Raw genomic sequence first — 24788 nt, 5'->3', positions numbered from 1 at the left:
TTTTTCTTCAGTAATCAATCCCTATTTGCGCTTTGATACCCGCATCGAACGCATGCTTAACCGGACGCAGCTCGCTGATGGTATCGGCCAGCTCCAGAATGTCCCGATGACACCCGCGCCCCGTGACGATCGCCGTCTGGTGTGCAGGGCGGTTCCTGAGGGCCTCCAGCACGGCTTCCAGCGGCAGGTAGTCATAGGCCACCATATAGGTGATCTCATCCAGCAACACCATGTTCAGCGACGGGTCAGAGAGCATTCTTTTGGCATGCTCCCAGACGGCGAGGCAGGCTGCGGTATCTGTTTCCCGGTTCTGGGTATCCCAGGTAAAACCGGTCGCCATCACCTGAAACTCAACGCCATGCGGTTCGAGCAGATTACGCTCGCCGTTGGGCCATTCACCCTTGATAAACTGGATCACGCCCACTTTCTGACCGTGCCCGACTGCGCGGGTGGCGGTCCCAAATGCGGCGGTGGTTTTGCCTTTGCCGTTGCCGGTGAACACGATGAGGATCCCGCGCTCGTCCTGAGCGGCCGCCACGCGTGCATCAACCTGTTCTTTGAGACGCTGCTGGCGCTGCTGATGACGGTCTTCACTCATTGCGATATCCCCGGTTTGCGGCCTGGCTGAGCATCGAATGTCATTCCGGTTTTACGACGGCTGTCGTCACCCATTAGCCACAGGTAAAGAGGCATAATATCGGCCGGGGTTTTAAGCTTTTGCGGATCTTCTGTCGGGAACGCGCTGGCACGCATTTTAGTGCGCGTACCGCCAGGGTTAATACAGTTAACCCGCAGATGGCGGTTTTGATACTCTTCGGCCAGCACCTGCATCATTCCTTCGGTGGCAAATTTTGAGGCGGCGTAAGCCCCCCAGTTCGCACGACCCTGACGCCCCACGCTGGAGGAGGTAAACACCAGCGAACCGGAATCTGAGTTAAGTAATAAAGGAAGCAAGGCCTGGGTCAGGAAAAACGTCCCGTTGACGTTAACCTGCATCACTTGCTGCCAAATCTCCGGATCCTGTTCATCCATCGGGCGCACTTCGCCCAGTAACCCCGCGTTGTGCAGTACGCCGTCCAGACGCGAATAATGCGTACTAATGCGCTGGGCAAGGGCCTGACATGACGCTGACGTACAGGTCAGCAGATCGAGCGTATACCAGGGCGTGGGGGTACCGCCGGCGTTTTCGATTTCACGGGCAACGGCTTTGAGCTTTTCTTCATTACGTCCCAGCAGAATAAGGCTCGCACCGTATTCAGAATAAGTCAGCGCCGCTTCGCGACCAATCCCGTCGCTGGCACCGGTAACCAGAATGATGCGGTTCTGTAGAAGGTTTTTTTGTGGCTGATAATGCACGGTGGCTCCTCAGGCGCATTGGGCGTGACTTGCACCTTTATTTATGACTTTTCGGCTTTATGCCCGAAACCGCGTCAGAATTCAATCAGTCTACAGGACAGAACGCTGGGAAATTAACAATTTGCAAAGATTTAAACCAGAAACGGGGGATTCCTGAAGCCGCCTCGCAGAGCTAATGTCCAGAGCGAGACGCCTGCGCAGGGCTGTTGTACACTGGCGTGAAAGATTCGTGGTTAAATCAAGGTGGAACGCGTGGAATTACTTTCTCAGTATGGGTTGTTTTTGGCCAAAATCGCGACGGTGGTTATTGCTGTCGCGGTGATTGCCGTCCTGATTGTCAACCTGACGCAGCGTAAGCGTCAGCGTGGTGAGTTACGCATTACCCGCCTGAGCGAGCAGTATAAAGAGATGCGGGAAGAGATGTCTCTGGCGCTGCTTGACGATCATCAACAGAAGCTGTGGCTAAAAGCCCAGAAGAAAAAACATAAGCAGGACGCCAAAGCCGCGAAGGCGAAAGCTAAGCTCGCCACGCCACAGGCTGACGCAAAACCGCGCGTCTATGTGCTCGATTTTAAAGGTAGCATGGATGCGCATGAAGTCTCCTCTCTGCGTGAGGAAGTGACCGCGGTGCTGGCCGTGGCGACAGCCCAGGATCAGGTGGTGGTACGCCTTGAAAGCCCGGGCGGCGTAGTGCATGGGTATGGACTGGCGGCTTCGCAGTTACAACGTCTGCGGGATAAACAGATCCCGCTCACCGTGGCGGTAGATAAGGTCGCGGCGAGTGGCGGCTATATGATGGCGTGCGTGGCGGATAAAATCGTCGCAGCACCGTTCTCCATTATCGGCTCGATTGGGGTGGTGGCGCAGATCCCTAACTTCAATCGTTTCCTGAAAAATAAAGAGATCGACATCGAATTGCATACGGCGGGTCAGTACAAACGTACGCTAACGCTGCTCGGCGAAAATACCGAAGAGGGACGGCAGAAGTTCCGGGAAGATCTGAACGAAACCCACCATTTGTTCAAGGATTTCGTGCACCGCATGCGCCCAACGCTGGACATTGAGCAGGTGGCTACGGGCGAACACTGGTACGGCACGCAGGCGCAGGAGAAAGGGCTGGTGGATGAAGTGGGTACCAGCGACGACCTCCTGCTCAACCTGATGGAAGGCCGTGAGCTGGTGGGGGTGCGCTTCACCCGACGTAAGCGCCTGCTTGACCGTTTTACCAATAGTGCGGCAGAAAGCGCGGATCGCCTGCTGCTACGCTGGTTGCAGCGCGGACAAAAGCCGCTGCTGTAAAGAAAAACGCGAGGCAGATGCCTCGCGTTTTCGTTTTAATCGACCAGGTGGTACTTCTCTGAGAGGGTATGCGCCAGGTATTTAAACATGTTAAACACGGCGGTGCTTTTCGGGGTTGGTAACCCTTGTTCATCAAGGAAGTATTCACCGCTGAACACCAGCACGCCATTACGTTGTTCCACGCCAGTCGCTTCAATACCCGCCAGGGTGTCTTCATGGTCGCGAATGAGTTTGTTTGCTTCGATAAGCAGTGAAGCTCGGTCAATGGGTTGGGTCGTATTCTGCATATTCCACTCCTTAAACAGTGACAATAGTCTACGCCTGGGTCGCTTCGGGGGCAAATTTTCCCTGCTATTCGCGGGTATAAGGAACAGGGGCTGGCTGGCGGGATTTGCTTTTGCATGCTAATAAAGTTGCGTAACGAATTTTATCAGGTACAGTGTGCGCTTTCGTCATTCTGGCAACAGAATTGCTTGACATTCGACCGGGAATTCGTCACGAATGAACTTTGATGTGAGAAAAATACCCGAAAACTCAATGACCTGGATGTCGCCATACTGACGTTCGGTAAGACAAAGGGGTTGATATCCCCTGACGACGTCGCAATATCAATGGCTCGTCGTCAGCGGAAGGGAAATCAACGTGCGGCGTATTCCTGGAAGAATTAAATTAGGTAAAGGTGAATATGGGTAAAGCTCTCGTCATCGTTGAGTCCCCGGCAAAAGCCAAAACGATCAATAAATATCTGGGCAATGACTACGTGGTTAAGTCCAGCGTTGGTCACATTCGCGATTTGCCGACAAGTGGCTCAGCCAGCAAAAAGAGCGCAGACTCTACCTCCACCAAAGGGGCTAAAAAGCCTAAAAAGGATGAACGTAGCGCGCTTGTCAACCGCATGGGTGTTAACCCATGGCACAACTGGGATGCACAATACGAAGTGCTGCCAGGCAAAGAAAAAGTCGTTAACGAGCTGAAACAGCTTGCTGAAAAAGCAGACCACATTTATCTCGCAACCGACCTTGACCGCGAAGGGGAGGCCATCGCATGGCACCTGCGGGAAGTGATTGGGGGTGATGACAAACGCTACAGCCGTGTAGTGTTTAACGAAATTACAAAGAATGCGATTCGTCAGGCGTTTGAAAAGCCGGGTGAACTGAATATCGACCGTGTTAACGCTCAGCAGGCGCGTCGCTTTATGGACCGCGTTGTAGGCTACATGGTTTCGCCGTTGCTGTGGAAAAAGGTCGCTCGCGGCCTGTCTGCGGGGCGTGTGCAGTCTGTGGCTGTTCGTCTTGTTGTCGAACGTGAACGCGAGATCAAAGCGTTTGTTCCGGAAGAGTTCTGGGAAGTGGATGCGAATGTCACCACGCCGGGCGGCGATGCGCTGCCGTTGCAGGTGAGCCACCACAACGACAAACCGTTCCGTCCTGAAAATCGCGATCAGACCATGGCCGCCGTAGCGCTGCTGGAAAAAGCGCGTTATCAGGTGCTGGATCGTGAAGACAAACCGACCAGCAGCAAGCCTGGCGCACCGTTTATCACGTCAACGCTTCAGCAGGCGGCAAGTACGCGTCTGGGTTACGGCGTGAAGAAAACCATGATGATGGCCCAGCGTTTGTATGAAGCGGGTTACATCACCTACATGCGTACTGACTCCACCAACCTGAGCCTGGACGCTGTCAGCATGGTGCGTGGCTATATCGAGGACAACTTCGGTAAGAAATACCTGCCGGACAGTCCTAATCAGTACGCCAGCAAAGAGAATTCTCAGGAAGCGCACGAAGCGATCCGTCCTTCTGACGTTTCCGTTCTGGCGGAATCTCTTAAAGATATGGAAGCGGACGCCCAGAAGCTGTATCAGCTGATCTGGCGCCAGTTCGTGGCCTGCCAAATGACGCCAGCGAAATACGACTCCACTACGCTGACCGTTGGCGCGGGTGATTTCCGCCTGAAAGCGCGCGGCCGCATTCTGCGTTTCGACGGCTGGACAAAAGTGATGCCTGCGCTGCGTAAAGGTGATGAAGACAGAACGCTGCCTTCCGTCAACAAAGGCGACGAGCTGTCGCTGGTTGATCTGGTACCGGCCCAGCACTTCACCAAGCCGCCTGCGCGTTTCAGCGAAGCGTCGCTGGTAAAAGAGCTGGAAAAACGCGGCATCGGTCGCCCGTCTACCTATGCATCAATCATTTCGACCATTCAGGATCGTGGATATGTTCGCGTTGAGAACCGTCGATTCTATGCTGAAAAAATGGGTGAGATTGTTACCGACCGTCTGGAAGCTAACTTCCGTGAGTTGATGAACTATGACTTCACCGCGCAGATGGAGGACAGTCTCGATGAGGTTGCCAGCCATAAGGCCGAGTGGAAGAAAGTTCTCGACAGCTTCTTCAGCGATTTTACCAACCAGCTTGAGAAAGCTGAGAAAGATCCTGAAGAAGGCGGCATGCTGCCTAACCAGATGGTACTGACCAGCATCGACTGCCCAACCTGTGGCCGTAAAATGGGGATCCGTACCGCAACCACGGGCGTGTTCCTCGGCTGTTCTGGTTATGCGCTGTCGCCGAAAGAGCGTTGCAAAACCACTATCAACCTCGTGCCGGAGAACGAAGTTCTCAACGTGCTGGAAGGTGACGATGCGGAGACCAACGCACTGCGCGCCAAGCGCCGCTGTAAGAAATGCGGCACGGCGATGGACAGCTACCTGATCGATCCAAAACGTAAACTGCACGTTTGCGGTAATAACCCAACCTGCGACGGTTATGAGATTGAAGAAGGTGAGTTCCGCATTAAGGGCTATGACGGTCCGATCGTTGAGTGTGAGAAATGTGGTTCCGAAATGCACCTGAAAATGGGACGCTTCGGTAAGTACATGGCATGTACCAACGACGACTGTAAAAACACGCGTAAGATCCTGCGTAACGGTGAAGTTGCGCCGCCGAAGGAAGATCCGGTTCCGCTTCCTGAGCTGCCGTGCGAGAAGTCAGACGCGTATTTCGTGCTGCGTGACGGCGCTGCCGGGGTATTCCTGGCGGCCAACACCTTCCCGAAATCGCGCGAAACCCGTGCGCCGCTGGTAGAAGAGCTGTACCGCTTCCGCGACCGTCTGCCGGAGAAACTGCGTTACCTGGCCGATGCGCCACAGCAGGATCCGGAAGGCAACAAAACCGTGGTGCGCTTCAGCCGTAAAACGAAGCAGCAGTACGTGGCGGCAGAGAAAGAGGGTAAAGCGACCGGATGGTCAGCCTTCTTTGTCGACGGGAAATGGGTTGAAGGCAAGAAATAATCTTCCCTTACCGTAACTTACCTGTAAAAGGGCCGGACTTCCGGCCCTTTTTTATTACGTAGTTATTATTTTTTGTTCCGTACTATACAGCCTGGCTATAAATGATATAGTGGTTATAGTTAACCCGTTTCTTATTATCAAATCGTATTAAGCGATTGACGCATGCGCTAAATCGGATGGTCTGGCATGAAATTACAGCAGCTTCGCTATATCGTTGAGGTCGTCAATCATAACCTCAATGTCTCTTCCACCGCAGAAGGTCTTTATACCTCTCAGCCCGGCATCAGTAAGCAGGTGCGTATGCTGGAGGATGAGTTAGGTATTCAGATATTTGCCCGCAGCGGTAAGCACCTGACTCAGGTCACCCCGGCAGGACAGGAAATCATACGCATCGCACGGGAAGTGCTCTCCAAAGTCGACGCCATTAAATCCGTCGCCGGGGAACATACCTGGCCGGATAAAGGCTCTCTGTATATTGCCACCACGCATACACAGGCGCGTTATGCGCTTCCCGGGGTGATCAAAGGCTTCATAGAACGCTATCCCCGCGTTTCCCTGCATATGCATCAGGGCTCACCGACGCAAATCGCAGAGGCCGTGTCTAAAGGCAATGCCGATTTTGCCATCGCGACGGAAGCTCTTCATCTGTACGATGATCTGGTCATGCTCCCGTGCTACCACTGGAACCGCTCTATTGTCGTGACCCCCGATCATCCGCTGGCGGGGAAGGGCGAAGTGACAATCGAAGAGCTGGCGCAATACCCGCTGGTTACCTATACGTTCGGATTTACGGGCCGTTCTGAGCTAGACACCGCCTTTAACCGCGCCGGATTAACGCCACGGATCGTCTTCACTGCAACGGATGCGGACGTCATTAAAACGTACGTGCGTCTGGGTCTGGGCGTAGGCGTTATTGCCAGCATGGCGGTGGATCCTGTATCAGACCCGGATCTTGTGCGCCTGGACGCGCATGATATCTTCAGCCACAGCACCACCAAGATAGGTTTTCGTCGCAGCACGTTCCTTCGCAGCTATATGTATGATTTTATTCAGCGCTTCGCACCGCATTTAACGCGTGACGTGGTCGACACGGCCGTGGCGTTACGCTCCAATGAAGACATCGAAGAGATGTTTAAAGACATCAAACTTCCTGCCAAATAATTACACCCGGTATCTTTCTCTTCTGGAAAGATACCGGTTTCCCCCCTTTAAATCTAAATTAGAATTAACCTCATCTGCGCCTACTGTCATATATCGTCATAACCCATTTGATGAATAGGGTTTTACTGTCGCAAATTTGCGACAAAAGTAGAAACTAATTTACAGGTGTGCAAATTATTCTTTTCAATTATTTATTTCTGGTCAAAAGATTGAATTTTCCCAGGCTCAGATTCGTAAATTCACTGGCTTTTCGGCTAAAGTTTCTTTAGGATTTATCTCATCAGATGATTACTTGTGCCAATTGTTTGGTCTCTAAATGATAAGCGATATCGATTGTATGAGGTTAGCAATGCCGTCAGGAAGTGAAGAACCGCAAAGGGATCCCGCGCTTAAGCGTAAAGCCTGGCTGGCGGTCTTTCTCGGCTCTGCCCTGTTCTGGGTGGTTGTTGCTCTTCTCGTCTGGAAATATTGGGGTTGAATATGGTCATGACGGTGCGTACTGACGCGAGAAAAGAGATGTGTCAGCTTCGTGACAATGCTCACAAAGCGCGTAAGGCGCCAGGAACCAGCGTGCCAGCCTCCTGGCAACTGACGCCACAGCAGCAGGCCTTTATTGATGTGTTCGCAGAAGACGAACCCAAAAAACAATAATTTTGATTTTTGCGTAATGATGCAAATAGTCTGAATAAAGACTGTGCACTTTTGTACTCCTTAATAAATACACATCAGCAATATAGAACGAGGGCAGACCTCGCATCCTTAAATAATTAAAGTCTGGTGTCCCTATGATGAATAACATGACAACCGTAAAATACTGGTCATGGCTCGGCGTATTCTCAGCGTCGATCCTCTTCTGGTGTCAGCTCCTCTGGCTGGCCTTACACTAAATCGTAAAACCTCGCCACGGCGGGGTTTTTTGTTTAATCCCTCGCGTTGGACCATTCCTAAATTTATCAATTTGGGTTGTTATCAAAACGTTACGACATCTTTGTGTTATCTTTAATTACAGCCCTGATGATTGTCAGGACATCCCTGTTTTTAAGGAGGAGCTTATGTCGTTAACCCTACGCGAAGCCAGTAAGGACACATTACAGGCGGAAAATAAAACCTGGCGCTACTACAGCTTACCGCTGGCTGCCAGGACGCTTGGGGACATTTCGCGGTTACCCAAGTCGTTGAAAGTACTACTGGAAAACCTCTTGCGCTGGCAAGATGGCGACTCGGTTACCGAGGAGGATATCCAGGCTCTGGCAGGGTGGCTGAAAAATGCTCACGCAGACAAAGAAATAGCCTACCGCCCGGCCAGGGTATTGATGCAGGATTTCACCGGCGTGCCGGCGGTTGTGGACTTGGCCGCCATGCGTGAAGCTGTTAAGCGTCTCGGGGGCGATACGGCTAAGGTGAACCCGCTCTCACCGGTAGACCTCGTCATCGACCACTCCGTCACCGTCGACCACTTCGGCGACGACGATGCTTTCGGTGAAAACGTCCGTCTGGAGATGGAACGTAACCATGAACGCTATGTCTTCCTCAAATGGGGTCAGCAGGCGTTCAGCCGCTTCAGCGTTGTTCCACCAGGCACCGGCATTTGTCACCAGGTCAACCTGGAATATCTCGGCAAAGCCGTCTGGAGTGAATTGCAGGATAAAGAGTGGGTGGCTTACCCGGATACGCTGGTGGGCACCGATTCACACACGACCATGATTAACGGCCTTGGCGTTCTGGGCTGGGGCGTCGGTGGTATTGAAGCGGAAGCGGCCATGCTCGGCCAGCCGGTATCGATGCTCATTCCCGATGTGGTGGGCTTTAAGCTGACCGGTAAATTGTCCGAAGGCATTACCGCCACGGACCTGGTTCTGACGGTCACCCAGATGCTGCGTAAGCATGGCGTGGTGGGTAAATTCGTTGAATTTTATGGTGATGGTCTGGATTCACTGCCGCTGGCGGACCGGGCCACCATCGCCAACATGGCGCCGGAATATGGTGCGACCTGCGGCTTTTTCCCGATTGATAGCGTTACGCTTGAGTATATGCGCCTCAGTGGTCGCAGCGAGGAGCAGGTGGCGCTCGTAGAGGCCTACACCAAAGCGCAGGGCATGTGGCGTAACCCGGGTGACGAGCCGGTATTTACCAGCACGCTGGAACTGGATATGGGCACCGTTGAGGCAAGCCTCGCAGGGCCGAAACGACCGCAGGACCGCGTCGCCCTGAGCAACGTTCCGAAAGCCTTTGCCGCCAGCAATGAGCTGGAGGTTAACGCCGCGCAAAAAGATCACCGTCCTGTGGACTATGTTCTGAACGGGCATCAGTATCAGCTCCCTGACGGCGCCGTGGTGATCGCCGCTATCACTTCCTGTACCAACACGTCCAACCCGAGTGTGTTAATGGCTGCCGGGCTGCTGGCAAAAAAAGCGGTAGAACTGGGACTCAAGCCACAGCCGTGGGTTAAGGCGTCCCTGGCGCCTGGTTCGAAAGTGGTTTCCGATTACCTGGCGCAGGCCAGACTCACGCCGTACCTCGACGAGCTGGGCTTTAACCTGGTGGGCTACGGCTGTACGACCTGCATCGGTAACTCTGGTCCACTGCCTGAGCCTATTGAAGTGGCGATCAAGCAGGGTGATTTGACCGTTGGCGCGGTACTTTCCGGTAACCGAAACTTTGAGGGGCGTATTCATCCGCTGGTGAAAACCAACTGGCTGGCCTCGCCGCCGTTGGTTGTAGCCTATGCTCTGGCCGGAAACATGAACATTAACCTGGCGACCGATCCGATTGGTCACGATCGCAAAAATGAACCTGTCTATCTGAAAGACATCTGGCCATCATCGCGTGAAATTGCGCGCGCGGTAGAGAAAGTTTCCACCGAGATGTTCCGCAAAGAGTATGCGGAAGTGTTCGAAGGTACAGCGGAATGGAAAGCGATCGACGTGGTGGGTTCCGATACCTATGACTGGCAGGATGATTCCACCTATATTCGCCTGTCGCCCTTCTTCGATGAGATGCTGGCGGAGCCTGCACCGCTGAAAGATATACACGGCGCGCGCATTCTGGCGATGCTGGGCGATTCCGTCACCACTGACCATATCTCACCAGCGGGGAGCATCAAAGCGGACAGTCCGGCAGGTCGGTATCTGCAAAGCCGTGGCGTGGAACGTCGCGATTTTAACTCCTACGGTTCGCGCCGCGGTAACCACGAAGTGATGATGCGCGGGACATTTGCCAACATCCGCATTCGTAATGAAATGGTCCCGGGCGTGGAAGGGGGCATGACGCGCCACCTGCCAGATACAGAGGTCATTTCAATTTATGACGCAGCCATGAAGTATCAGCAGGAGGGTACGCCACTGGCCGTTATTGCCGGTAAAGAGTACGGCTCTGGTTCCAGTCGCGACTGGGCGGCTAAAGGTCCACGTCTGCTCGGGGTTCGCGTGGTGATTGCCGAATCCTTTGAACGTATCCACCGCTCAAACCTGATCGGGATGGGGATCCTGCCGCTGGAGTTCCCGCAGGGCATAACGCGTAAAACGCTGGGTCTGACCGGGGAAGAGCAGATTGATATCAGCGGTCTGCAAAATCTGCAACCGGGTAAAACCGTTCCGGTGAAGTTAACGCGGGCAGATGGTACAACAGAAGTGCTGGATTGTCGGTGTCGAATTGATACGGCAACAGAGCTAACCTATTACCAGAACGACGGCATTTTACATTATGTGATTCGAAAGATGCTGGACTGATAAAACTCGCCCGGCAGAAGTGCCGGGCGTTTTGCGTTTACTCGCTCAGCAGGTGCCCCATCTTTGCAGCTTTGGTATCGAGGTAGTGCGCGTTTTTCGGATTGCGGCCAACAATCAGCGGCACGCGTTCAACGATATTGATGCCCGCTTCAGTGAGGATCTCCACTTTTTTCGGGTTATTGGTCAACAGACGCACTTCGTCCACGCCCAGCAGCTTGAACATATCTGCGCAGAGGGTGAAATCGCGCTCGTCAGCAGCAAAGCCGAGCTGATGGTTTGCTTCGACGGTATCATAGCCCTGATCCTGCAACGCGTAGGCACGGATTTTATTCAGCAGACCGATATTGCGTCCTTCCTGGCGGTGATACAGCAGCACGCCACGTCCTTCCTCTGCGATATGAGAAAGAGCGGCTTCGAGCTGGAAACCGCAGTCACAGCGCAGGCTGAAGAGCGCGTCACCGGTCAGACACTCAGAATGAACGCGGGACAGTACCGGCGTCTGCCCCGAAATGTCACCGTATACCAGGGCGACGTGATCTTGTCCGGTTGCCAGTTCTTCAAAACCCACCATCAGGAAATCGCCCCATGGGGTTGGCAGTTTGGCTTCTGCCACACGTTTAAGCTGCATGTGATTCTCCATACCAGGCTGACACGTTTCGTGCCTTTGCCCCATTTTGCTTTCTGTATTGGACTATTTTGCCACAAGCCCGGCTACTTCACCTAATCACCACCACGCTATACGGACGTTAAACGCACGATCCGACATATCCACCAGAAGGTGGAAATTCAGTTATGATTGTGGTGCTTAGTGAAAAAGGAGAGGACATGCTTTCAATTGCCAGACGCACGGCCGCAGGCGCCGCCGTATTGCTTGTTATACCCCTGATCGTTTGGTTCTCCGGCTGGATGTGGAAGCCCGGACAAAACGAGACGTGGCTGAAAGCCTTATACTGGATAACTGAGACGGTCACCCAGCCCTGGGGGATTATTACGCACGTGCTGCTCTGTGCCTGGTTCCTGTGGTGCCTGCGCTTTCGTCTTCGCGCGGCGCTGGTATTATTTGCCATTCTCGGAGGTGCCATTCTTGTCGGGCAGGGGGTGAAGTCGTGGGTGAAAGATCGCGTGCAGGAACCCCGTCCCTTTGTTATCTGGCTGGAAAAAACGCACCATATTCCGGTAGATGAGTTCTACACTTTAAAGCGTAAGGATCGCGGGGCGTTGGTGAAAGAACAGCTTGCGGAACAGCAGGATATCCCGACATTTTTACGCAAACACTGGCAAAAAGAGACCGGCTTTGCGTTTCCTTCCGGACATACGATGTTTGCTGCCAGCTGGGCGCTACTCGGCGTGGGGCTGCTTTGGCCACGTCGACGTACCCTCACGATTGCGATTTTGCTGGTCTGGGCGACAGGCGTAATGGGCAGCCGGATGCTGCTGGGTATGCACTGGCCGCGTGATTTGGTGGTGGCTACGCTGATTTCGTGGGTACTGGTGACGCTGGCGACCTGGCTTGCACAACGTTTCTGTGGGCCTCTGACGCCACCGCAGGAAGAGAAGGAAGAAATAGCCGAAAGGGAGTCAGGCGGAACCTGAAGCTTGATATTCCGCATTTTGACCATAAATCCATGAAGGGCGCATTACTTTTTCCGTTTCGCGCCCGCCACTAAAATGGTAGCTTATAAGGCTGATTGCAGTGAGTTGAACACGCTTTATACGCTCGAACCACATAACGGGAAGTCATGTGAAATATTTACTCATTTTCTTACTGGTGTTGGCGATTTTTGTCATTTCAGTCACATTGGGCGCGCAAAACGATCAACAGGTAAGTTTCAACTATCTGCTGGCGCAGGGCGAGTACCGGGTGTCGAGCCTGCTGGCTGTGTTATTCGCAGCGGGTTTTGTCATCGGCTGGCTTGTATGCGGCCTGTTCTGGCTTAAGGTTCGTGTTTCTCTTGTTCGCGCTGAACGTAAAATTAAACGACTTGAACATCAACTTACGCCTGCGTCTGACATTCCGGCGAGCTCTGGTGTGCCGGTAGTCAAGGAATAATCGAATATGCTGGAGTTGTTGTTTCTGCTTTTGCCTGTCGCCGCAGCCTATGGCTGGTATATGGGCCGCAGAAGCGCGCAACAAACAAAACAGGATGAAGCAAACCGACTCTCCCGTGACTACGTTGCGGGGGTGAACTTCCTGCTGAGCAATCAGCAGGATAAAGCGGTCGATCTGTTCCTCGACATGCTCAAAGAGGATACCGGCACCGTAGAGGCGCATCTCACCCTGGGAAACCTGTTCCGCTCGCGCGGAGAGGTTGACCGTGCCATCCGTATCCACCAGACCCTGATGGAAAGCGCATCGTTGACCTATGAGCAACGGTTGCTGGCCGTGCAGCAGTTGGGCAGAGATTACATGGCGGCGGGCCTGTACGATCGCGCAGAAGATATGTTCTCTCAGCTGGTGGATGAGACCGATTTCCGTATCGGTGCGCTTCAGCAACTTCTGCAAATCTACCAGGCAACCAGCGACTGGCAAAAAGCGATTGATACCGCCGAACGGCTGGTCAAACTCGGCAAAGATAAACAGCGCGTCGAAATTGCCCATTTTTACTGCGAGCTGGCCCTTCAGCAAATGGGTAGCGATGACATGGATAAGGCCATGGCATTGCTAAAAAAAGGCGCCGCGGCCGATCGCAACAGCGCCCGCATCTCGATAATGATGGGGCGGGTCTTTATGGCTAATGGTGATTACGCCAAAGCCGTGGAAAGCCTGCTTCGCGTTATCGATCAGGACAAAGAGCTGGTCAGCGAAACACTGGAAATGCTGCAAACCTGCTATCAGCAGTTAGGTAAGCAGGACGAGTGGGTTGCATTCCTGCGCCGCTGTGTTGAAGAAAACACCGGTGCCACAGCCGAGCTGATGCTGTCGGATGTCGTCGAAGAGCACGAAGGGAGTGATACCGCCCAGGTATACATTACCCGTCAGTTGCAGCGCCATCCGACGATGCGCGTCTTCCACAAGCTGATGGATTATCATCTTAACGATGCAGAAGAAGGGCGCGCTAAAGAGAGCCTGATGGTGCTGCGAGACATGGTCGGTGAACAGGTGCGGAGCAAGCCGCGCTATCGCTGCCAGAAATGCGGCTTCACCGCCTATTCGCTCTACTGGCATTGCCCTTCCTGCCGGGCCTGGTCTACCATCAAGCCAATTCGTGGTCTGGACGGGCAGTGATTTTTTAAAACACCCTATTTTAGTTACAACATACTAAAGTATGCATTATTTCTTTCAGCACCGTGCGGTCTGTGGTTCAGCAGGAAAAGCATTCGATTCTGTTCATTTACCCCGAGGGCAGGTAGAATGCACGCCGTTTATCTGTTCCGCGCCGCTGCGCGCCCATAGACGAAAAGGGCTGGTCATGACGTCTGTTACTTCCTCCACTTCCCGCGTAGTTACCGATTCTCCTGTAGTTGTTGCTCTGGATTACAATAACCGTGACGCCGCACTGGCCTTTGTTGATGGTATTGATCCCCGGGATTGCCGTCTTAAAGTAGGAAAAGAGATGTTTACGCTGTTCGGTCCGCAAATCGTCCGCGATCTGCACCAGCGTGGTTTCGACGTTTTCCTCGACCTGAAATTCCACGATATTCCGAATACCACTGCCCACGCCGTTGCTGCGGCGGCTGAACTGGGTGTGTGGATGGTTAACGTTCATGCCTCCGGTGGGGCACGTATGATGACGGCTGCGCGCGAAGCGCTGGTGCCGTTTGGCAATGACGCTCCGCTTCTTATCGCCGTCACCGTGCTGACCAGTATGGATGAATCTGACCTTCGTGACCTGGGTGTGACGTTGTCACCTGCCGAACATGCGGAGCGTCTGGCGCGCCTCACACAACAGTGTGGGCTTGATGGCGTGGTCTGTTCAGCTCAGGAGGCGGTTCGCTTCAAATCTGAGTTAGGCCGCGAATTTAAACTGGTGACGCCAGGTATCCGTCCGGCAGGCAGCGAGTCAGGGGATCAGCGACGCATCATGACGCCAGAGCAGGCGCTGAGCGCGGGGGTAGACTATATGGTAATTGGTCGCCCGGTGACGCAATCCGCTCATCCGGCAGAGACTCTGAAAGCGATTAATGCATCACTGAAAAAGGGGGCATAATGCGTGATGCCAACACTCGTCTGGTCTATTCAACAGATACCGGGCGCATTGAAGAGCCAAAAGAGAAAGCTGAACGTCCGAAAGGCGATGGAATCGTACGTATTCAGCGCCAGACCAGTGGCAGAAAAGGGAAAGGCGTTTGCCTTATCACCGGCATTGATCTGGATGATGCAGAGCTGGTAAAGCTCGCCGCTGAGCTTAAAAAGAAGTGCGGATGCGGTGGGGCAGTAAAAGACGGCATAATTGAGATTCAGGGCGATAAGCGGGATTTAATTAAAACGCTCCTGGAAGCCAAAGGTATGAAAGTCAAACTGGCGGGCGGTTAAAATAAATGAGCCACGGACATTGCCGTGGCTCTTTTTTTTACGTGCGTAAGTCAGACCTGAAAATACAAAATATATTATTATACCGGTGAGAGCCGTTATGGTGATTATTTGCCCACCTGGTGACCGATAATACCACCTACGGCAGCACCACCTAATGTACCCAGCGTACTACCATCCGTTAATACTGCACCACCAAGCGCACCAGCACCGGCACCAATCGCGGTGTTACGGTCACGTTTAGACCAGTTAGAGCAAGCGCTCAGAGACATTGCTACAGTGATTGCCAGAACAGCGGCGGCTAATTTTTTGCTGGTAAAGGTCATAATACTTTCTCCTGAATTATCGATTCACGGAAAGGAATGCACTTTAAGTATAGACAATATCCATACTTAAATTCTGTTCCCGTGAAAGCTGGTCGCGCAGGCGTTACATCATCACGCAGGTGATAGTCACTTCCTGTTATATCGCTAATATTAATTTTACGTGTTTAGAACAGTTTCAACAGGTAAAAACTCTTAAAGGAAGGGTCGGAATACTCTCAGAGAAAGGTTTAAGTGCGCCCATTATTCGGGCGCTGCAGGATAATCAGGCCGTTTTTTTCACAATATCGACAGTCAGGCCGTCTTGTTCTAATTGCTGGCGATATTCATCGCGTAAACGCTCATCCGTGATCACACGGCTGAAGCGCGAAGCCGGACCCATCGTATAAGGGTGTACGGCGCCAAACTTAGAGCTATCGGTCAGCACAATCGCTTCACACTCTTTGACGAGTACGGCGTTCACCACGTCTGAACGCATCATGTCGCGACCGGTAAAGCCGGTGTCGGGCTGCCAGCCGTCAATGCCAATGAATGCCTTACTGAAGTGAACCTGCTGAACATACTGACGCGTTAATGGCCCCACCATGCTTTCGCTTTTCTTCTGGTAAATGCCGCCCAGCAGAATGACCTCGCAGCGAGTTTCCTTCAACAGATGGGCGATATAGCTGCTTACGGTAATGATGGTAACGTCTTTTTGATCGGCAAGCGTGCGCGCCAGAAGGGCGTTACTGCTGCCATTTTCAATAAAGACGGTCTCACCGTTATTCACTAAGGATGCAGCAAACTCCGCCAGTTCCCGCTTGAGCGCAAAATTGTTCATCATGCGGGTTTCAACGTCGTCGCTGTCCAGTGGAACGGCATATCCGTGCGCACGCCGCAGGTAGCTCTGTTTTTCCAGAAGATTCAGATCCTGACGAATGGTGACTTCAGAAACGCCGGTAGCTTTAGCGAGATCGACTACGCTTACGCGTCCCTGATCGATCACCATCTGCAAAATGATTTGTTGTCGGGAATTCATAGCATCCATTTAAAAGGCAAGGGCGAAAACGACGTGGTTACACTTCCCACGGGGCTTTTGGTTGAGTGGATTCTGATGCGTTATCAGTGCCGTTCTCAGCCAGCAGTTCAGACTTGAGGATCTCAAGATTACGGATAGCAGAGTGATAATCGCCCGCGACAAGAATATCCAGCACAGTATCAATACGCTGTGCCACGGCTGTTGCATCAATGTTAGACATAAGCTCACCCTGAAGCGAAAAGTTAATATTATCAATGATGCAGAAAATTGATTCAAAAGAGAAGGTAAAAAATGCAATAACCAAAGTTCATAAATGAAAGTGACAAATTTAACCCCCGTATGCTGCGGGTTGTAGGGGTAGATTAGTCTAAAACTGCGCGCAACGCGCTTTTTTATAAGAGGAATTCGACTATGACAGTTATCAACCAGACAACCTGCACATTGTTTACTGATGCTGAACGATTCACTCAACTGGCGGCTTATTATGAGGCCGAACGGCGCACGGTGTGGATGATGTTACGTGCCACGCCACGGCCTTGCTTCAATCATGCGCTGATCGAGGAGATCATGAATCTCTCCTGGCTGGTTCGCCAGTCCGGATATGTCGTTGATTTTTGGGTCACCGGATCGCTGGTCCCTGACATCTACAATACCGGCGGTGATTTACAATTCTTCGTTGAGTGCATCAAAAACAACCGACGCGAAGCGTTACGCGCCTATGCCCGGGCCTGTGTGGACTGCGTTCATGCCGCCTCACGAGGGTTCGATACCGGTGCTGTCACGCTGACGATGGTGGAAGGAAGCGCGTTAGGGGGCGGGTTTGAAGCCGCGCTCGCGCATCATTTCATTCTGGCCCAGCGCGATGCCCGATTAGGCTTTCCGGAAATCGCGTTCAATCTGTTCCCGGGCATGGGCGGTTATTCACTGGTGGCGCGTCGTGCCGGCATGAAAATGGCAGAGGCGCTGATTTATAAAGGTGAGTCGCATACGGCGGAATGGTATGAACAACACGGTCTTGTGGATCTCTTATTCGAGCCGTTACAGAGCTATGTTTCGGTACGGACGTTTATCGACACGCTACAGCCGAAGCTGAACGGCGTAAGGGCCATGCTGCGCGCGCGTACGCGTGTTCTGCCACTTCCGCGAAGCGAGTTGATGGACATTACAGAGGATTGGGTGGATGCCGCCTTCTGCCTTGAACCGAAGGATATCGCCTACATGGAGCGGCTGGTTATGCTGCAAAATCGCCATCAGGCGACGGGCTTACGCAAAGCCAGCTAACGGACATTCCTGGCCTGATAGCGCTTTAGCCATCGCTCGAATGCGGCTGCGGGCATGGGCTTAGCAAAAAGAAAACCCTGCCGTTCGTTGACGCCATTCTTCGTCAGAAAGGCGTCTTCTTTTGCACTCTCTACCCCTTCAGCAATGACCTGCAGATTCAACGCCTGTGCCACGGCGACTATCGCGCGCACGAGCGACTGTGAAATGGACTGCTTATGGATATCCCGGACGAAGGACTGGTCAAGCTTGATGGCGTCGATAGGGAAGCGCGCCAGCTGCGACAGGGAAGAGTACCCCGTACCAAAGTCATCAAGGTGAATTTGCGCCCCCAGGCGGCTAAATTGCTGGATCACTGACAGGGCCAGCTCTTCATTTTCGATGAGACAGCTTTCGGTCAATTCCACGTCAATCGGGCAGTATTCAAAATTCAGGTCTTTCAGCGCCTGCTTCAGGTCACTGAAGATGGTCTGGTCCGCCAGCTGACGGGCGGAAACGTTGACCGCGACGCGCAGGTTGATCCCTTTGTCGCGCCATTTTGCCACCTGGCGCACCACATCGAGCATAACCCAGCGGCCAAGGGGCACTATCAGCCCTGACTCTTCCGCATAGGAGATAAATTCCATCGGCGGGATCAGGCCACGCTCTGGTGACTGCCAGCGCACCAGCGCCTCCAGACTTCTGACTTCGCCGCGCCAGGTCATTTTTGGCTGGTAGTGAATTAACAGCTGATCGTTATCCAGCGCTTTACGCAGGTTGGTATCCAGCCACAGATATTCAAATACGCGCTGGTTCATCTCTGGCGAGAAGACGCAGAATTTACCCCGGCCATTTTCCTTGGCGGTGTACATGGCGGTGTCGGCATTGCGAATGACGCTTTCCCGATCGTTACCGTGCTGGGGCGCAAGCGCGATACCAAGCGAGCAGCCGGTGTAAACCTCAATCAGCCCGATGCGGAAAGGCTGCCGCAGTCGGGTCAGAATGCGCGACGCCATAGCTTCCAGCGCGCCCTGCGAGGTATCGGTGGCCATCACGATAAACTCATCCCCACCCAGGCGCGCCAGGGTTTGTCCGTCGTCCAGGCAACTCAGGATCGCCAGCGCAACGGCCTGTAGCAGCTGGTCGCCAAACATATGCCCATAGGCATCGTTCACTTTTTTAAAGTTATCCAGATCGAGATAAACCACGCCCACCTGCGTTTCACCCCGGGAGGTGATGGCGTCGGAGATCAGCTCATGGATGGCATTTCGGTTAGGCAAACCGGTAATCGTATCCGTATTGGCGAGAACGCGCAGGCGCTCCTGGGCCCGACGCTCTTCCGTGATGTCGGTACCCGAACAGATGAGGAAAATTTCATTTTTCCCGCTGCCGCTGTGAACGAATTTATTTCTGAAGAGAAACAGGCGTTGCCCCTTGCGGGTCTTGATCCAGCGTTCGACTTCGTAGGAGCTGCCGTTACGAAAAAAACCGGTGATGTTGCGTTTTGAGGCCGCGGCTTCGCTGCGGCTCATGAACAGTTTAAACACGTTTTGCCCGATGACTTCCTGTTCCTTCAGGCCCGTATATTCTTCACTTAAACGGTTGAAGCGCTGAATATTCCCGTTCTGGTCGAGGATGACAATTACGGAGTTAGCTTCGGACACCACCTGTTCGGCGAAGGAGAGTCCCTGCGCCAGATCGCGCGCCACGGAAGGCGTGTCGTTCCATGCTGATGCCGTTCCCGCCCACTCATTTTTGTTAATTTTACGACCGACAAGATGGACGGGAACGTCCAAACCATACAAGGGAAGGGTCATGGCAATGCTGGCGGTGATAACGGTGAGCTGGCGAATCAGAGCGGCCTGCTCATCGTCCAGCGCAACCACCTGAACGATGTCAGCGCTTTCACTGGCAGCAAGATGCAGAGCATTGCTGTCTGCTGTTAGTCGCCACCAGGGGCTATGCGTACCCATGTAACGAAACAGCAAATTCTGCTCCAGATCGTCCATCCCGTTTTCTCCCGCGGCTGCTGAGTAGCGCACAAATTATTCATTTGCAGTCGACTATGACGGCTCTTTTTAATGTAGATAATTCTGGCGAAATGTGGCGGTGGGAAACAGAAAAGTGTGAGAAAAAACGATGATTTTGCGAGAGATAATACTGGGGAGAACTCCCGGCCATCCCTGAACGGAACGGCCGGGAGTCTACGGGGTTATCAGGCGACAGGGCGCGCGATAATGCTGCGGGTTTCCATGCGGACTTCAGCGATGTTTACATCAATCACGTCAGTGACTTTGTAAACCGTTTCGCCTTTAATTTGCACCGTCCCGTTTTCCTGGCTACAAACCAGTTCGTCGCGAACGGCATGCAGGAACGGGGCAGGAATAAAGGCAACGGCGCCATTATCCACCAGACGCACGCGCATACCGCCGCGGCTGATGTCAATGATTTCAGCCGGGAAACGGGTGTCAGTCCCTGCCTTATCATTCAGGAAACGCGCGTACAACCAGTCGCCGACATCACGCTCCGCCATACGGTTCAGACGGCGACGCTCTGCCATCTGCAACGTAGTCTCATCCTGTGGCCGGGCAACAGATTCCCCTTTGATGATCGCTTTCAGCAGACGATGGTTAACCATGTCGCCGTACTTACGGATCGGGGAGGTCCAGGTGGCATATGCCTCAAGACCGAGACCGAAGTGCGGGCCTGGCTCCGTGCTGATTTCCGCAAAGGACTGGAAGCGGCGAATGCGGCTGTCAAGGAAACCTGACGGCTGTGCGTCCAGCTCGCGGCGCAGCTTGCAGAAGCCTGGCAGGGTCAGCACCTCTTCCGGATCGACGTGGACGTCATGGGTTTTGAGCAGGGCGGCCAGCGCTTCGGTGTTAGCCGGGTCAAAGCCGGTGTGCACGTTGTAAATGCCAAAGCCTAACTTGTCGCGCAGCACGCGTGCGGCGCAAATGTTGGCGGAGATCATCGCTTCTTCAACGATACGGTTGGCAATACGGCGTGGCTCGGCGACGATGTTGAGCACTTCGCCTTTTTCCCCCAGCACAAAGCGGTAGTCCGGGCGGTCCTTAAATACCAGGGCGTGGGTCTGGCGCCACTCACTGCGGCTCTGGCAGACGCGATGCAGCAGACGAATTTGCGCAGCGATATTATCGGATTCAGGCTTCCAGCTGCCGGTATTTTCCAGCCAGTCGGACACGTTGTCATAAGCCAGTTTGGCTTTGGATTCGATGGTGGCGGCGAAGAATTCGATATCTTCTTCAATGGTACCGTCAGCCGCGATGGTCATGCGGCAGGCCAGTACCTGACGCACTTCATGGGGACGCAGGGAGCAGAGATCGTCGGAAAGCTCGCGCGGCAGCATCGGGATGTTGAAGCCCGGCAGGTAGTTGGTGAACGAACGCACTTTGGCCATTTCGTCCAGCTTGCTGCCTTCGACAATCCATGCGGTAGGGTCGGCGATGGCGACGGTCAGATGCATTTTGCCATCCGCTGCCTCTTCGGCATACAGCGCATCGTCCATATCCTCGGTGCTGGCGCTGTCGATGGTGACAAAGTCCAGCGCTGTCAGATCGCGACGCTCAAGACCTTCGTCCTGCATTTTGGTCGCGACGCCATCCGGCGCTTCTTTTTCGAGGTTGTGGCGCGCCAGCGTCACCCACCATGGGACGAAATGGTCGTCGCCAAAGGTGATGAACTGGGTCAGCTCGGCGTAGAAACCGCGATCGCCTTTTAAAGGATGACGGCGCATTTCGGCAACCGCCCAGTCACCCTCGACAAAGTCATGCTCAACGCCACGCGCAGCGCGGCAAGGGATGGCATCTTTCAGGAGAGGATGATCCGGTACGATAGAAAGACGATCGTCTTTTTTATGCACTTTCCCGACAAAGCGGGTCAGGAAAGGTTCGATCAGTGCTTCCGGCTCGGCAGACTCTCGTTCCTTTTCGGTATGAATAACGGCCGAAATGCGGTCGCCATGCATCACTTTCTTCATCTGAGGAGGCGGAATGAAGTAGCTCTTCTGTCCGTCAACTTCAAGAAAGCCAAAGCCCTTTTCCGTGGCTTTTACGACCCCTTCTGCACGGGGCGTCTGGGAATGTAGTTGCTGTTTAAGCTGCGCTAGCAGCGGGTTGTCCTGAAACATAATGTTCTATTTTCGTAGCCATTGAGCGGCTGACAGTTTTACGCGATTCTCACTGCTACAGCAAGCGCTCTTTAGGTAAAGCGTGTGGTTATTCCTCTTTGCCAAGCGCCACGCGAAGACGGTCCAGCCAGCCATTAAAAGCGCCGTGGGTTAACAGGTTAATTGCCTTGCCCGGTGGGATACCGGCCTCCGTGAGAGGCGTTAACTGGGCGGCGCTAAAACGATCGGGAGACGTAAGCAGCAGCGTATGGGCGGCTGAGAGCGATGCAGATGGCTGGGCTTCGCTTTGTGGGTGGTTAACCAGTATCTCGCCCGTCAGATTCAGCAGCATCGGCTCATGGCAGAGAACCGGCGTGAGCGCTGAAAGCGCAGGTTCGGCCTGCCAGCGTGAGAGCGCCTCAAGTTGAATCGCACTGGCATATTTTAGTTCGACTACGGGCTGTGTGGCTGTCCATCGGGTAAAGCTCAGCGGTAGTGTATGGGGCTGAATGTGGTGTCCCGGTAGCCAGCGTACCGGATGGCCAAGCAGCGCCTGAAACACTGCAACCGCCCGCGCCTGAAAACCAGTAAAGCCGATGATCTGGTTGATAAGCACAATGTCATACGTTGTCAGTCCCACCTCATCAAGCTGAGTTTGCGCTTTATCGTCAATGACGTCCGGAGAGCTCGCCAGCTGGCGGGCATACTGAGTGATTTCTGCAAGGCGTCGATTGCTTTCCCGGGAAGAGTCGGGGCCCGGAAGGGGGGCGAGGAGCGCCGCGTAGTGGTTACAGAGCCGCTGGACGCCACACGCCTGGGAAACCGTCAACGCCGTGCTCAGTCTGTCGTAGGCGCTAAGCGTGTGCAGACGGTTTACGGGAGTATCGAGCGGGAATAAGAGGCGGCACAACGTTCGGGCTGGCGTAAGCCACCCACAACAACTTGCGGCAATGTCGTCAGGCAGGGCTAAATCGAGCAAAAAACGATCGTCGACGTTAGCGGCTTCAGGCACCAGCGGCAGAACGTCCGTCTGCGAATGATTCGACTGGGTTTCGTGATACCAGTGGCCTTTGCCGGAAAAACGGCGTTGTTCCATGGGCGTTCCTTGATCTCAAAATGGCGATCAATATCCTGGCGTAAGGCGGATGAGGGGAAAAATATTGTTAGGTGATAACAAATAGCAGAACGGAATAACGAAGTGCGGGGAGGGGAGAAAACTCTCTTCCCAGGCGGGAAGAGAGTAACAGACTTATTTGATTTCCAGCTCGTTCATGGCAGCGATGTTGAAGCCGCCGTCCACGTGAACCACTTCGCCGGAGATACCTGCGGAAAGGTCAGAGCACAGGAATGCCGCAGAGTTACCCACATCTTCGATGGTAACGGTACGACGAATCGGGGTAACCGCTTCGCAATGTGCCAGCATTTTACGGAAATCTTTGATCCCGGAAGCGGCCAGAGTACGGATTGGACCCGCAGAAATTGCGTTAACACGCACGCCTTCAGGACCCATTGCGTTCGCCATATAGCGCACGTTGGCTTCCAGAGACGCTTTCGCCAGACCCATAACGTTGTAGTTAGGGATAGCGCGTTCTGCGCCCAGGTAGGACAGGGTCAGCAGGGCTGCGCCCGGGTTCAGCATCGCGCGGCAGGATTTTGCCATCGCAACGAAGCTGTAGGAGCTGATGTCATGAGCGATTTTGAAGCCATCACGGGTAACCGCGTTCACGTAGTCGCCGTCCAGCTGATCGCCCGGAGCGAAGCCGATGGAGTGAACGAAACCGTCGAATTTCGGCCATGCTTTTGCCAGTTCAGCAAACATGCCATCAATGCTTTCGTCTTGTGCAACGTCACATTCCAGAACAATGCTGGAACCCAGCTGCGCGGCAAATTCTTCAACACGGCCTTTCAGCTTGTCGTTCTGGTAGGTGAACGCCAGCTCAGCGCCTTCGCGATGCATAGCCTGTGCGATGCCGTATGCGATGGACAGTTTGCTGGCAACGCCAGTTACCAGAATGCGCTTACCGGAAAGAAAACCCATAGCTTTAATCCTTATATTCATTGCTTATTTTGCCTTGTAATTCATAGCGTTACAGGCAGTATTTCAAAATCATTCGAAATTAGCTCGAAATTATAGCCCACTCACAGCCCCTTGTGTCACGATATTTCTCGCTCACGTGCCGTGACTGGGCGCACGAAAGACGTTGAACTGACTCTTTATCAGGCTATTTCGTGTGTATTCCAGCAGTATATCACCAGGTGCTGGGTTCGCCTCATCCAACCAGAGGTTGGCCAGAAGCTTCACGCTAAGACGGCCGGATATTAATTCGCTGGCGAGGGGATTCGGGCAATAACCTTAATTTCAAAATCAAATCCGGCCAGCCAGTTAACGCCGATAGCCGTCCAGTTTGGGTAAGGTGGCTGTGGAAACACCAGTTTCTTCACCTCCATGATGACGGGGAACTGGTTTTCTGGATCGGTATGAAACGTCGTGACATCAATTAGATCGTCAAAAGTGCATCCTGCGGCGGCCAAAGTCGCCTGTAAATTATCGAATGCCAACTGCACCTGAGCGGCGAAATCAGGTTCAGGCGTGCCATCGCTGCGGCTGCCGACCTGACCGGAAACAAATAACAGATCGCCAGAGCGAATAGCAGCCGAATAGCCATGCTCCTCATAAAGGGCATGTCGATTGGCAGGGAAGACAGGATTACGTGGATGCATGGCATTTCCTTTTCTGTCAGAGACGTTGTTGTGGTTACTTAA

The 24788-nt window shown here is 53.5% G+C and carries 25 protein-coding genes; 13 read left to right on the top strand and 12 right to left on the bottom strand.

All coding sequences use genetic code 11. The annotated features are described in order from the left end of the window. Positions 1–7: 7 nt before the first annotated feature. The gene (gene cobO, locus ACQG03_RS12135; RefSeq protein WP_023300262.1) at positions 8–598 is read right to left on the bottom strand and encodes a cob(I)yrinic acid a,c-diamide adenosyltransferase; all 591 of its coding nucleotides are present in this window, start codon (positions 596–598) and stop codon (positions 8–10) included. Further along, positions 595–1356 carry a YciK family oxidoreductase gene (locus ACQG03_RS12130; RefSeq protein WP_022648324.1) on the bottom strand — a complete coding sequence of 254 codons (762 nt, stop codon included), beginning with the start codon at positions 1354–1356 and terminating at the stop codon, positions 595–597. Before ACQG03_RS12130 ends, cobO begins: the two co-directional genes overlap by 4 nt. Before the next feature lie 252 nt (positions 1357–1608). Between ACQG03_RS12130 and sohB the strand changes: the two genes are divergently transcribed. Beyond that, positions 1609–2655, top strand: a complete 1047-nt coding sequence (gene sohB / locus ACQG03_RS12125) for a protease SohB (RefSeq protein WP_032624125.1) — start codon at positions 1609–1611, stop codon at positions 2653–2655. Positions 2656–2690: 35 nt separating this feature from the next. Here the strand turns inward: sohB and ACQG03_RS12120 are convergent, their stop codons facing one another. Next, positions 2691–2942: a YciN family protein gene (locus tag ACQG03_RS12120; RefSeq protein WP_003856804.1), complete on the bottom strand. Its 252-nt coding sequence runs from the start codon at positions 2940–2942 to the stop codon at positions 2691–2693. A gap of 398 nt (positions 2943–3340) precedes the next feature. Between ACQG03_RS12120 and topA the strand changes: the two genes are divergently transcribed. From topA to acnA, 6 genes are all read left to right on the top strand, one after another. Beyond that, entirely contained in the window at positions 3341–5938 is a 2598-nt protein-coding gene (gene topA / locus ACQG03_RS12115) for a type I DNA topoisomerase (protein ID WP_063162978.1), read from the top strand. A gap of 186 nt (positions 5939–6124) precedes the next feature. After that, positions 6125–7099, top strand: coding sequence for an HTH-type transcriptional regulator CysB (gene cysB / locus ACQG03_RS12110; RefSeq protein WP_006810844.1), 975 nt, complete (start codon positions 6125–6127; stop codon positions 7097–7099). A gap of 337 nt (positions 7100–7436) precedes the next feature. Beyond that, on the top strand, positions 7437–7577 hold the full coding sequence (locus tag ACQG03_RS12105; RefSeq protein WP_096168876.1) for a YmiA family putative membrane protein: 141 nt from the start codon (positions 7437–7439) through the stop codon (positions 7575–7577). 8 nt (positions 7578–7585) lie between these two features. Continuing rightward, entirely contained in the window at positions 7586–7750 is a 165-nt protein-coding gene (locus ACQG03_RS12100; protein ID WP_162200559.1) for a hypothetical protein, read from the top strand. A gap of 137 nt (positions 7751–7887) precedes the next feature. After that, positions 7888–7986: a small membrane protein YmiC gene (gene ymiC, locus ACQG03_RS12095; protein ID WP_032103392.1), complete on the top strand. Its 99-nt coding sequence runs from the start codon at positions 7888–7890 to the stop codon at positions 7984–7986. A 165-nt stretch (positions 7987–8151) separates the two neighbouring features. Beyond that, positions 8152–10827 carry an aconitate hydratase AcnA gene (gene acnA / locus ACQG03_RS12090; protein ID WP_023306390.1) on the top strand — a complete coding sequence of 892 codons (2676 nt, stop codon included), beginning with the start codon at positions 8152–8154 and terminating at the stop codon, positions 10825–10827. Positions 10828–10864: 37 nt separating this feature from the next. On the opposite strand, the gene ribA is transcribed toward acnA, so the two are convergent. Further along, complete coding sequence (gene ribA / locus ACQG03_RS12085; protein WP_013096372.1) at positions 10865–11455, bottom strand: GTP cyclohydrolase II; 591 nt, start codon at positions 11453–11455, stop codon at positions 10865–10867. 197 nt (positions 11456–11652) lie between these two features. Here ribA and pgpB point away from each other — a divergent pair, with 197 nt between their 5' ends. The 5 genes from pgpB (at position 11653) to yciH (ending at position 15301) form a co-directional block, all read left to right on the top strand. Then, the gene (gene pgpB, locus ACQG03_RS12080) at positions 11653–12420 is read left to right on the top strand and encodes a phosphatidylglycerophosphatase B (protein ID WP_032622464.1); all 768 of its coding nucleotides are present in this window, start codon (positions 11653–11655) and stop codon (positions 12418–12420) included. Between the two features lie 148 nt (positions 12421–12568). After that, positions 12569–12877 carry a LapA family protein gene (locus ACQG03_RS12075; protein WP_003856817.1) on the top strand — a complete coding sequence of 103 codons (309 nt, stop codon included), beginning with the start codon at positions 12569–12571 and terminating at the stop codon, positions 12875–12877. Between the two features lie 6 nt (positions 12878–12883). Further along, positions 12884–14053, top strand: a complete 1170-nt coding sequence (gene lapB, locus ACQG03_RS12070) for a lipopolysaccharide assembly protein LapB (protein WP_003856819.1) — start codon at positions 12884–12886, stop codon at positions 14051–14053. Between the two features lie 184 nt (positions 14054–14237). Continuing rightward, complete coding sequence (pyrF, locus tag ACQG03_RS12065) at positions 14238–14975, top strand: orotidine-5'-phosphate decarboxylase (RefSeq protein ID WP_022648318.1); 738 nt, start codon at positions 14238–14240, stop codon at positions 14973–14975. Then, positions 14975–15301 (top strand): stress response translation initiation inhibitor YciH, encoded by a 327-nt coding sequence (gene yciH / locus ACQG03_RS12060; protein WP_046619721.1) that lies wholly within the window; start codon positions 14975–14977, stop codon positions 15299–15301. The genes pyrF and yciH overlap by 1 nt, the downstream gene beginning before the upstream one ends. 104 nt (positions 15302–15405) lie before the next feature. On the opposite strand, the gene osmB is transcribed toward yciH, so the two are convergent. The 3 genes from osmB to ACQG03_RS12045 form a co-directional block, all read right to left on the bottom strand. Further along, positions 15406–15624 carry an osmotically-inducible lipoprotein OsmB gene (gene osmB, locus ACQG03_RS12055; protein WP_003856823.1) on the bottom strand — a complete coding sequence of 73 codons (219 nt, stop codon included), beginning with the start codon at positions 15622–15624 and terminating at the stop codon, positions 15406–15408. A gap of 262 nt (positions 15625–15886) precedes the next feature. Beyond that, on the bottom strand, positions 15887–16639 hold the full coding sequence (locus ACQG03_RS12050; RefSeq protein WP_063162979.1) for a DNA-binding transcriptional regulator YciT: 753 nt from the start codon (positions 16637–16639) through the stop codon (positions 15887–15889). A gap of 37 nt (positions 16640–16676) precedes the next feature. Then, positions 16677–16859, bottom strand: coding sequence for a hypothetical protein (locus ACQG03_RS12045; protein WP_022648315.1), 183 nt, complete (start codon positions 16857–16859; stop codon positions 16677–16679). Between the two features lie 191 nt (positions 16860–17050). Between ACQG03_RS12045 and ACQG03_RS12040 the strand changes: the two genes are divergently transcribed. Further along, entirely contained in the window at positions 17051–17920 is an 870-nt protein-coding gene (locus ACQG03_RS12040) for a crotonase/enoyl-CoA hydratase family protein (RefSeq protein WP_426726127.1), read from the top strand. On the opposite strand, the gene pdeR is transcribed toward ACQG03_RS12040, so the two are convergent. The 5 genes from pdeR to ACQG03_RS12015 form a co-directional block, all read right to left on the bottom strand. After that, on the bottom strand, positions 17917–19905 hold the full coding sequence (gene pdeR, locus ACQG03_RS12035) for a cyclic di-GMP phosphodiesterase (protein ID WP_023300252.1): 1989 nt from the start codon (positions 19903–19905) through the stop codon (positions 17917–17919). The genes ACQG03_RS12040 and pdeR overlap by 4 nt on opposite strands. A 206-nt stretch (positions 19906–20111) precedes the next feature. Then, the gene (locus ACQG03_RS12030; RefSeq protein WP_022648312.1) at positions 20112–22046 is read right to left on the bottom strand and encodes an exoribonuclease II; all 1935 of its coding nucleotides are present in this window, start codon (positions 22044–22046) and stop codon (positions 20112–20114) included. A gap of 88 nt (positions 22047–22134) precedes the next feature. Further along, on the bottom strand, positions 22135–23121 hold the full coding sequence (locus ACQG03_RS12025) for an oxidoreductase (RefSeq protein ID WP_022648311.1): 987 nt from the start codon (positions 23119–23121) through the stop codon (positions 22135–22137). 153 nt (positions 23122–23274) lie between these two features. Then, positions 23275–24063, bottom strand: coding sequence for an enoyl-ACP reductase FabI (gene fabI / locus ACQG03_RS12020; protein WP_003856831.1), 789 nt, complete (start codon positions 24061–24063; stop codon positions 23275–23277). 281 nt (positions 24064–24344) lie between these two features. Further along, positions 24345–24746: a RidA family protein gene (locus ACQG03_RS12015; RefSeq protein WP_045308900.1), complete on the bottom strand. Its 402-nt coding sequence runs from the start codon at positions 24744–24746 to the stop codon at positions 24345–24347. Between the last annotated feature and the right edge of the window lie 42 nt (positions 24747–24788).

The organism is Enterobacter cloacae complex sp. 342H5 (assembly GCF_050030905.1).
Taxonomy (GTDB): domain Bacteria; phylum Pseudomonadota; class Gammaproteobacteria; order Enterobacterales; family Enterobacteriaceae; genus Enterobacter; species Enterobacter intestinihominis.
Note: the sequence above shows the minus strand (reverse complement) of the source record. Positions and strands in the feature narration are given on the sequence as shown.

Coding starts and splice junctions, on each gene's coding strand:
- cobO (WP_023300262.1), bottom strand. CDS start 598: ATGAGTGAAGACCGTCATCAGCAGCGCCAGCAGCGTCTCAAAGAACAG.
- ACQG03_RS12120 (WP_003856804.1), bottom strand. CDS start 2,942: ATGCAGAATACGACCCAACCCATTGACCGAGCTTCACTGCTTATCGAA.
- topA (WP_063162978.1), top strand. CDS start 3,341: ATGGGTAAAGCTCTCGTCATCGTTGAGTCCCCGGCAAAAGCCAAAACG.
- cysB (WP_006810844.1), top strand. CDS start 6,125: ATGAAATTACAGCAGCTTCGCTATATCGTTGAGGTCGTCAATCATAAC.
- ACQG03_RS12105 (WP_096168876.1), top strand. CDS start 7,437: ATGAGGTTAGCAATGCCGTCAGGAAGTGAAGAACCGCAAAGGGATCCC.
- ACQG03_RS12100 (WP_162200559.1), top strand. CDS start 7,586: ATGACGGTGCGTACTGACGCGAGAAAAGAGATGTGTCAGCTTCGTGAC.
- ymiC (WP_032103392.1), top strand. CDS start 7,888: ATGAATAACATGACAACCGTAAAATACTGGTCATGGCTCGGCGTATTC.
- acnA (WP_023306390.1), top strand. CDS start 8,152: ATGTCGTTAACCCTACGCGAAGCCAGTAAGGACACATTACAGGCGGAA.
- ribA (WP_013096372.1), bottom strand. CDS start 11,455: ATGCAGCTTAAACGTGTGGCAGAAGCCAAACTGCCAACCCCATGGGGC.
- pgpB (WP_032622464.1), top strand. CDS start 11,653: ATGCTTTCAATTGCCAGACGCACGGCCGCAGGCGCCGCCGTATTGCTT.
- lapB (WP_003856819.1), top strand. CDS start 12,884: ATGCTGGAGTTGTTGTTTCTGCTTTTGCCTGTCGCCGCAGCCTATGGC.
- pyrF (WP_022648318.1), top strand. CDS start 14,238: ATGACGTCTGTTACTTCCTCCACTTCCCGCGTAGTTACCGATTCTCCT.
- yciH (WP_046619721.1), top strand. CDS start 14,975: ATGCGTGATGCCAACACTCGTCTGGTCTATTCAACAGATACCGGGCGC.
- osmB (WP_003856823.1), bottom strand. CDS start 15,624: ATGACCTTTACCAGCAAAAAATTAGCCGCCGCTGTTCTGGCAATCACT.
- ACQG03_RS12050 (WP_063162979.1), bottom strand. CDS start 16,639: ATGAATTCCCGACAACAAATCATTTTGCAGATGGTGATCGATCAGGGA.
- ACQG03_RS12045 (WP_022648315.1), bottom strand. CDS start 16,859: ATGTCTAACATTGATGCAACAGCCGTGGCACAGCGTATTGATACTGTG.
- ACQG03_RS12040 (WP_426726127.1), top strand. CDS start 17,051: ATGACAGTTATCAACCAGACAACCTGCACATTGTTTACTGATGCTGAA.
- pdeR (WP_023300252.1), bottom strand. CDS start 19,905: ATGGACGATCTGGAGCAGAATTTGCTGTTTCGTTACATGGGTACGCAT.
- ACQG03_RS12030 (WP_022648312.1), bottom strand. CDS start 22,046: ATGTTTCAGGACAACCCGCTGCTAGCGCAGCTTAAACAGCAACTACAT.
- ACQG03_RS12025 (WP_022648311.1), bottom strand. CDS start 23,121: ATGGAACAACGCCGTTTTTCCGGCAAAGGCCACTGGTATCACGAAACC.
- fabI (WP_003856831.1), bottom strand. CDS start 24,063: ATGGGTTTTCTTTCCGGTAAGCGCATTCTGGTAACTGGCGTTGCCAGC.
- ACQG03_RS12015 (WP_045308900.1), bottom strand. CDS start 24,746: ATGCATCCACGTAATCCTGTCTTCCCTGCCAATCGACATGCCCTTTAT.